This window comes from Pseudomonas sp. SDO5522_S412, from assembly GCF_054071215.1.
Map to the genome: position 1 here is coordinate 1 of NZ_JBSVWQ010000269.1, position 7,099 is coordinate 7,099.

At 62.1% G+C, this 7,099-nt stretch carries 8 protein-coding genes; 4 read left to right on the forward strand and 4 right to left on the reverse strand.

Features of this window, described 5'->3' with window-relative positions:
* Positions 1-65: 65 nt before the first annotated feature.
* Positions 66-821, reverse strand: coding sequence for a spermidine synthase (locus tag ACW9I6_RS29095; RefSeq protein WP_457340115.1), 756 nt, complete (start codon positions 819-821; stop codon positions 66-68).
* A 118-nt stretch (positions 822-939) separates the two neighbouring features.
* On the opposite strand from ACW9I6_RS29095, the gene ACW9I6_RS29100 reads away from it, so the two are divergent.
* Complete coding sequence (locus ACW9I6_RS29100) at positions 940-2,286, forward strand: class II 3-deoxy-7-phosphoheptulonate synthase (protein ID WP_087693647.1); 1,347 nt, start codon at positions 940-942, stop codon at positions 2,284-2,286.
* Here the strand turns inward: ACW9I6_RS29100 and ACW9I6_RS29105 are convergent.
* Positions 2,266-3,495, reverse strand: coding sequence for a winged helix-turn-helix domain-containing protein (locus ACW9I6_RS29105; protein WP_102368443.1), 1,230 nt, complete (start codon positions 3,493-3,495; stop codon positions 2,266-2,268). The genes ACW9I6_RS29100 and ACW9I6_RS29105 overlap by 21 nt on opposite strands.
* 45 nt (positions 3,496-3,540) lie before the next feature.
* Positions 3,541-3,747, reverse strand: a complete 207-nt coding sequence (locus tag ACW9I6_RS29110; RefSeq protein WP_003218685.1) for a DUF1127 domain-containing protein — start codon at positions 3,745-3,747, stop codon at positions 3,541-3,543.
* A 70-nt stretch (positions 3,748-3,817) separates the two neighbouring features.
* Between ACW9I6_RS29110 and ACW9I6_RS29115 the strand changes: the two genes are divergently transcribed.
* Entirely contained in the window at positions 3,818-4,699 is an 882-nt protein-coding gene (locus ACW9I6_RS29115; protein WP_023659060.1) for a LysR family transcriptional regulator, read from the forward strand.
* On the opposite strand, the gene ACW9I6_RS29120 is transcribed toward ACW9I6_RS29115, so the two are convergent.
* Entirely contained in the window at positions 4,689-5,438 is a 750-nt protein-coding gene (locus tag ACW9I6_RS29120; RefSeq protein WP_087693650.1) for a sulfite exporter TauE/SafE family protein, read from the reverse strand. The genes ACW9I6_RS29115 and ACW9I6_RS29120 overlap by 11 nt on opposite strands.
* Positions 5,439-5,546: 108 nt before the next feature.
* Between ACW9I6_RS29120 and ACW9I6_RS29125 the strand changes: the two genes are divergently transcribed.
* Entirely contained in the window at positions 5,547-6,497 is a 951-nt protein-coding gene (locus ACW9I6_RS29125; protein ID WP_008437773.1) for a LysR family transcriptional regulator, read from the forward strand.
* A gap of 77 nt (positions 6,498-6,574) precedes the next feature.
* Positions 6,575-7,027: a MarR family winged helix-turn-helix transcriptional regulator gene (locus tag ACW9I6_RS29130; RefSeq protein WP_003218693.1), complete on the forward strand. Its 453-nt coding sequence runs from the start codon at positions 6,575-6,577 to the stop codon at positions 7,025-7,027.
* Positions 7,028-7,099: the final 72 nt, after the last annotated feature.

Genomic DNA, 7,099 nt, shown 5'->3' on the forward strand with positions numbered 1-7,099 from the left:
CCGCTGTAAGAGCGGAACCATAAGCGGCCGTTACCGCAGCAACGGATATGTACACAATCAAAACCCTACGTAGCCGACCGAATCGCCTTGATCAGCGACTGCAACGAATACCCCAACCGCGGCGCCAACGCCTCAGCCCGCGCAGACAACGCCGCCACATCGAGCACCTGATCCAGATCCGCCGGCACCAGCAAAATCACATTCCCCTCCTTCACCGGCAACTCCCAATAATGCCGGTGATACAACCCACGCAACAACGCCGCTCCCAACGGCTTCCCATCATCCGTAGCCCACTGATTAATCACCAACCACCCCCCCGGGTTCAGCTTCTTCTGGCAGTTCTCCAAAAACGTCCAAGCCAGATGCCCAACGCCCGGGCCAACATCCGTATACAGGTCGACAAAAATCAGGTCCGCCGACTCAGCCGAAGGCAGCAATTCCAACGCATCCCCAACGCGGATATACAGCCGAGGATCATCATCCAGCCCCAAGTACTCAATGGCCAGACGCGGCACATCAGGCCGCAGTTCGATGGCCTCAACATCTTCCAAAGGCAAAAACTTCAGACAGGCCTGGGTCAACGTCCCAGCGCCCAAGCCCAGGAACAACGCACTCTCCGGCTGCTCATGGCACAACGCCCCAATCAGCATCGCGCGGGTGTAGTCATACTCCAACCAGCTCGGGTCAGCAGTAAACACACAACTCTGCTCGATGGCATCGCCAAACTCGAGAAAGCGGTAATCGGCCACTTCCAGCACGCGGATCATGCCGAAGTCATCATGGACCTCGGCCAGCAGGCGCTCGACGCGCTCCTCAGACATTGCAACTCCTAACGGCGTGCCAACGGGAAAGCCGGGATTGTGGGCGAACCGGCGGCAGCAGGTCACGTACTAATTGCTGATAACATGACGGCCCGACCGCAAATCACTCGAGTTCATGATGAGCCAACCCTGGAGCCCCGACAGCTGGCGCGCCCTGCCGATCCAGCAACAACCCCAGTACCCTGACGCCGCGCATTTGTCGCAGGTCGAGCAAAACCTGGCGAGCTATCCGCCGCTGGTGTTTGCCGGTGAAGCCCGTGAGTTGCGCCGTCAGTTTGCCGAGGTGACCCAGGGTCGCGCCTTCCTGTTGCAAGGCGGCGATTGCGCCGAGAGTTTTGCCGAGTTCTCGGCGGCAAAAATCCGCGACACCTTCAAGGTGCTGCTGCAGATGGCGATTGTGATGACCTTCGCTGCCGGCTGCCCGGTGGTCAAGGTCGGGCGTATGGCGGGCCAGTTCGCCAAGCCGCGCTCTTCCAACGATGAAACCATCGACGGCATCACCCTGCCCGCCTACCGCGGCGATATCGTCAACGGTATCGGCTTCGACGAAAAAAGCCGCGTGCCCGATCCGGACCGCCTGCTGCAGTCCTACCACCAGTCCACCGCCACCCTGAACCTGCTGCGGGCGTTTGCCCAGGGCGGTTTTGCCGACCTGCACCAGGTGCACAAGTGGAACCTGGACTTCATCGCCAACTCCGCCCTGGCCGAGAAGTACAGCCAACTGGCCGACCGCATCGACGAAACCCTGGCCTTCATGCGTGCCTGTGGCATGGACAGCTCGCCGCAACTGCGCGAGACCAGTTTCTTCACCGCCCACGAAGCGCTGCTGCTCAACTACGAACAAGCCTTCGTGCGCCGCGACAGCCTGACCAACGACTATTACGACTGCTCGGCACACATGCTCTGGATCGGTGATCGCACCCGCCAACTTGACGGTGCCCACGTCGAATTCCTGCGCGGGGTGAACAACCCGATCGGGGTCAAGGTCGGCCCGAGCATGAACCCCGACGACCTGATCCGCCTGATCGACATCCTCAACCCGGACAACGACCCGGGCCGCCTGAACCTGATTGCGCGCATGGGTGCCAGCAAGGTCGGCGACCATCTGCCCAACCTGATCCGCGCGGTACAGCGCGAGGGCAAGCAGGTGCTGTGGAGTTCCGACCCGATGCACGGCAACACCATCAAGGCCAGCAGCGGCTACAAGACACGGGACTTCGCGCAGATTCTCAGTGAGGTGAAGGAGTTCTTCCAGGTGCATGAAGCCGAAGGCACTTACGCCGGCGGGATTCATATCGAGATGACCGGGCAGAACGTCACCGAGTGCATCGGTGGCGCGCGGCCGATTACTGAAGACGGGCTGTCGGACCGCTACCACACCCACTGCGACCCACGGATGAATGCCGATCAGTCGCTGGAATTGGCATTCCTGATTGCCGAGACGCTAAAACAGGTCAAGCGTTAAAAGCTCTACCCGCAACCGTGCCGCACTGGCCCGCTGGCAATTGAGCTGTATCTGCTCAAGCCCGAGCCAGTCGGCCATCTGCCGCAGATTCAGGGCCAGCGCGCGCATGCCCTCCTCGTCCAGCCCCGGCTCTTCCTCGTGAACGGCGTGCACCGCCAGGCGTCCGGCCGCCCGCTCCGCCCGCAGATCCACGCGCGCGGCAATCCGCTCGTTGTGCAGGAACGGCAGCACGTAGTAGCCATATACCCGCTTGTCCTGGGGCGTGTAGATCTCCAGGCGATAGCGGAAATCGAACAACCGCTCGGTACGGCTGCGCTCCCAGATCAGCGAATCAAAAGGCGATAACAGTGCGCTGGCAGGCACCTTGCGCGGGACTTTTGGCTCGGGCAGGCAATAGGCTGGCTGCTTCCAGCCCTGCACGTCGCAGGTGATCAATTGCCCATCCTCGACCAGCTCCGCCAGGCGCCCACGGCTGTCGGCCGGGTCCAGACGGAAGTAGTCGCGCAGGTCTTTTTCAGTGCCCACCCCCAGCGCCGTGGCGCTGTGCAGCAGCAAACCGCGTTGCGCCTCTGCCTCGTCCAAGGGGGCTTGCTGGAGAATGTCGGCCGGGATCACACGCTCCGGCAGGTCGTACAAACGCTCAAAACCCCGCCGCCCGGCGACGGTCACCTGGCCGGCGGCGAACAACCATTCCAGCGCATGCTTTTCATCGCTCCAGTCCCACCACGGGCCGGCGCGCTCCTCGCGGGTCGACAAACTGCCCGCACCCAGGGCGCCTTGTTGTTCGACGATGCCCAGCACCCGGGCGATGGTGGCCTGCTGCTCGCGACCAAAACGCGCCATTTGCTGATAGATCCCCTGCCCCCGGGCCGCCCGTTCCATGCGCCAGCGCATCAATGGGTACAACGCCATTGGCAACAACGACGCCTCATGGCCCCAATATTCGAACAGCGAGCGGCGCCGCCCCGAACTCCAGGCGGCCTGTTCTAGAATCAACGGAGAGTAATGCCCCAGACGGGAAAACAGCGGCAGGTAGTGCGAACGCACCACCGCATTTACCGAATCAATCTGCAACACGCCCAAACGCTCAACCAGGCGATTGACCTGCGCCGCCTTGATCAACGCCGGCGGCTGGCGCCCGGAAAAACCCTGGGCGGCCAGCGCCAGGCGTCGCGCCTGCTTGAGGGAAAAGGACAGTTCTGCGGGCATGGGCATCTCCTTGTGTGCTCGCGAACCACCCTACTGCATCCCGAGTCATTTTCGCAGCGGGTCTTCCCAAAAATGCCGGCGGCTTTCCTGCTCGACATCGCCACGGTTGAGCCCGATGTCCTTGAGCGCCTCATCGCTCATGCTCATCAACAGCTGACGCTCACGGTGCACGGCCATCCACCGGGAACCCAGTTGAAGCAGCCCGGAAAACGGCCGCTTCGCCATCAGTACAAAGCCTCTTTGACCTTTCATCATCTCGCCCTCCAGTGGGGATGACTGAAGTCTGTGCCTGGCGCTATGATCAATCCAACGAATGTTTCTTATGCAATACATCTCGGAGATTGATCAATTGTCCAGCTACCCGAGTATCGACACCGAGGTGCTGCGCACCTTCGTCGCCATCGCTGATCAAGGGGGCTTTACCCGCGCCGGCGAGCAGGTCAACCGCACCCAGTCGGCGGTAAGCATGCAGATGAAGCGCCTGGAAGAAGATGTGTTGCAGCGCAAGTTGTTCGAGCGCGATGGCCGCCAGGTGCGGTTGACGCCCGAAGGCCAGGTGCTGCTCGGCTACGCGCGCCGGATCCTGAAGCTGCACAGCGAGGTGTTCAACACCCTGCGCGAGCCGCACATGGTCGGGTTGGTGCGCATCGGCACCCCGGACGATTACGTGATGCGCTACTTGCCGGGGATTCTCAAGCGCTTCTCCAAGGCTTACCCGCTGATCCAGATTGAAATGCACTGTGAGTCGTCGCCGGTGCTGATGCAGCGCCGGGACCTCGACCTGACCGTTATCAGCCGCGAACCGGGAAATGAAATCGGCGAACTGCTGCGCCATGAACGCATGGTGTGGGTGGCGGCGCCCTGCTTCTGCATGGATGAGCACAGCGCCCTGCCCCTGGCCATTTCCGGCCTCGACAGTTTTTGCACGCAGTGGGCACGCGCCGCGCTGGACGCCCAGGGGCAGGAGTACCGACTGGCGTATCACAGCTCCAACGGGGCCGCGATCCTCGCAGTGGTGGGTGCCGGCCTGGCCGTCACGATCAATATGGAAAGCCTGGTGACCGAAGACCTGCGCATATTGGGCACAGCGGACGGTTTTCCGCCGCTGCCGTCGGTCAATCTGCGGTTGTTGCGCAACCCGCGTACCACCTCGCCGATCACCGAATGCCTCGCCGAATACATCCTCGAAGGCTTCAAACTTTAAACGTCAGCATCACCGCACACACCGCCAGGAACCCGCAGAACAGCCCGCGTAACATGCGCTCCGGCATGGCGTGGGCGACTTTCACGCCCCAACTGATACTGAGCAAACCGCCGACGGCCAAAGGCACGCCGATCAGCCAGTCCACTTCGTGGTGCCAAGCGTAGGTCACCAGGGTCACGCTGGTGCTCGGCAGCGCCAGGGCCAGCGACAGCCCTTGGGCCACCACCTGGCTGGTGCCGAAGATGCTGGTCAGCACCGGCGTGGCAACCACTGCACCGCCCACCCCGAACAAGCCACCCATGGAGCCCGACGCCGCGCCCAACACCCCAAGCCACGGCCAGGAATAACGCATCTGCGCTGACGGCGGTGCATTGTGGGTAAACATTCGCAGCAGGTTGTAGGACGCCAATACCAGCAGAAACGCGATAAAACCCACCCGCATCACGTCAGCATCGATCCCCACCGCCCAGATCGAGCCCAGCCAGGCGAAGGAAAAACCCATCACGCCCAACGGCAGTGCATGACGCAATTCAATCCGGTTGCGCTGGTGATAACGCCACAACGCCAGCATCACATTCGGCACCACCATCACCAGGGCCGTGCCTTGGGCGATCTGCTGGTCGAGGCCGAAAAATACCCCCAGCACGGGAATGGCAATCAGCCCGCCGCCGATGCCGAACAAGCCACCGACCGTGCCCAACGCTACGCCCAGCATTAAATACAACGCTAAATCTGCCACCCGCTCGCTCCTGCTGTTCCCAGGCCTTGCATGCTACGCAGTCCGCTCTGGTGCGGAAACGCACAGCAACGCACAATGGCTGTGCCAATCTCGCACAAGCAGACGCTGATGAACCCCAATACATTGACCGATCAACTGAGCCTGTTTCTCGACGTACTGGAAGCCGGCAGCTTTTCCGCAGCCGCGCGCCGTCACCCGCTCACGCCCTCGGCCGTGGCGCGGCGCATCGACAGCCTGGAAAGCTCGGTGGGTAGCCGGCTGTTTCAACGCAGCACCCATGCGGTGGTGCCGACACCCGCCGGCCTGGCGTTTGCCGAGCGCGCCCGGCGGATTGTCAGCGAGCTGCAACTGGCGCGGGCCGAAGCGGTGTCGCTGAGTCATGCGCCTGAAGGCTTGATCCGCGTGGACGCACCGGCGGCTTTCGGCAGGCGGCATTTGGCGCCTGCCATCGCTGACTTTCTCAATGTCTATCCGGGACTGGACGTGCATCTGCACTTGATCGACAGCTTTGTCGACATGCAGGGCGAGCATCTGGGCAAGGTCGACCTGGTGCTGCGGGCCGGGCATATCGTCGACACCCGGCTGATTGCCACGCCACTGGCCAGCATTGTGCGCATCGCTTGCGCAAGCCCGGCCTACCTGAAAAGCCGTGGCACGCCGACCCATCCCAGCCAGTTAAGCGAGCATGACGGCCTGGATTGGGAAGGCCTGGCACCGATGTTCGCCTGGCGTTTTGAGCTCGATGGGCGCAAATCCACCTACCGCCCGCAGCGCATTCGCATGAGCGCCAATAACGCCGAAGCCCTGCTTTCAGGCGCGCTGGCCGGACTGGGTGTTGCGCACCTGCCCACCTGGCTCGCCAGTGAATACCTGGTGCGCGGTGAACTGGTCCCGCTGTTCTGCGAGAACGGCCTGCCGACGCCTGAAACCGCAGGCATCTATGCGCTACGCCTGGAGCAACACGCCAACGCCCGCAGCCGCTTGTTGCTGGAATACCTCAAGGCGCGCTTCAGCCCTGTGCCGCCCTGGGACCTGGCACTGCAAAGCGGCCTGGGTTGACCGGCCGGACAGAATTGTCTGGCGCGTTAAAGATTTGCCCGCTAGATTCGAAACCAGACACGTTTTAAGGCACTGCCATGACCAAGCCCCTCGATACCTGCGAATCCTTGTTGCTCGACAACCAGCTGTGTTTTGCCCTGCATTCCACCTCGTTGTTGATGACCAAGGTCTACAAACCGCTGCTGCAAGCCCTCGGCCTGACCTATCCGCAGTACCTGGCCATGATGGTGCTGTGGGAAGAGGATGGCTTGACCGTAGGCGAAATCAGCAATCGCCTGCTGACGGATCCCGGCTCCCTGACGCCGCTGCTCAAGCGCCTGGAAGCCGAAGGCCTGCTCAGCCGCACCCGCAGCCGCGAAGACGAGCGCGTGGTGGTGGTTGAATTGACCGAGGCCGGGCGCGCCCTGCGGGACAAAGCCATGGATATTCCACAGTGCATCCTGGGCGCCAGCGGGCTGGACATCGAGCAGTTGCGCAAGCTGCAGGGCGATTTACTGGCACTGCGAAAAAACCTGCAAGTCTCCCTCTAAAGGCACCACGCATCAAAAAATGTGGGAGCGGGCTTGCTCGCGAATGCGGTGGATCAGTCAATGCATCTAGTG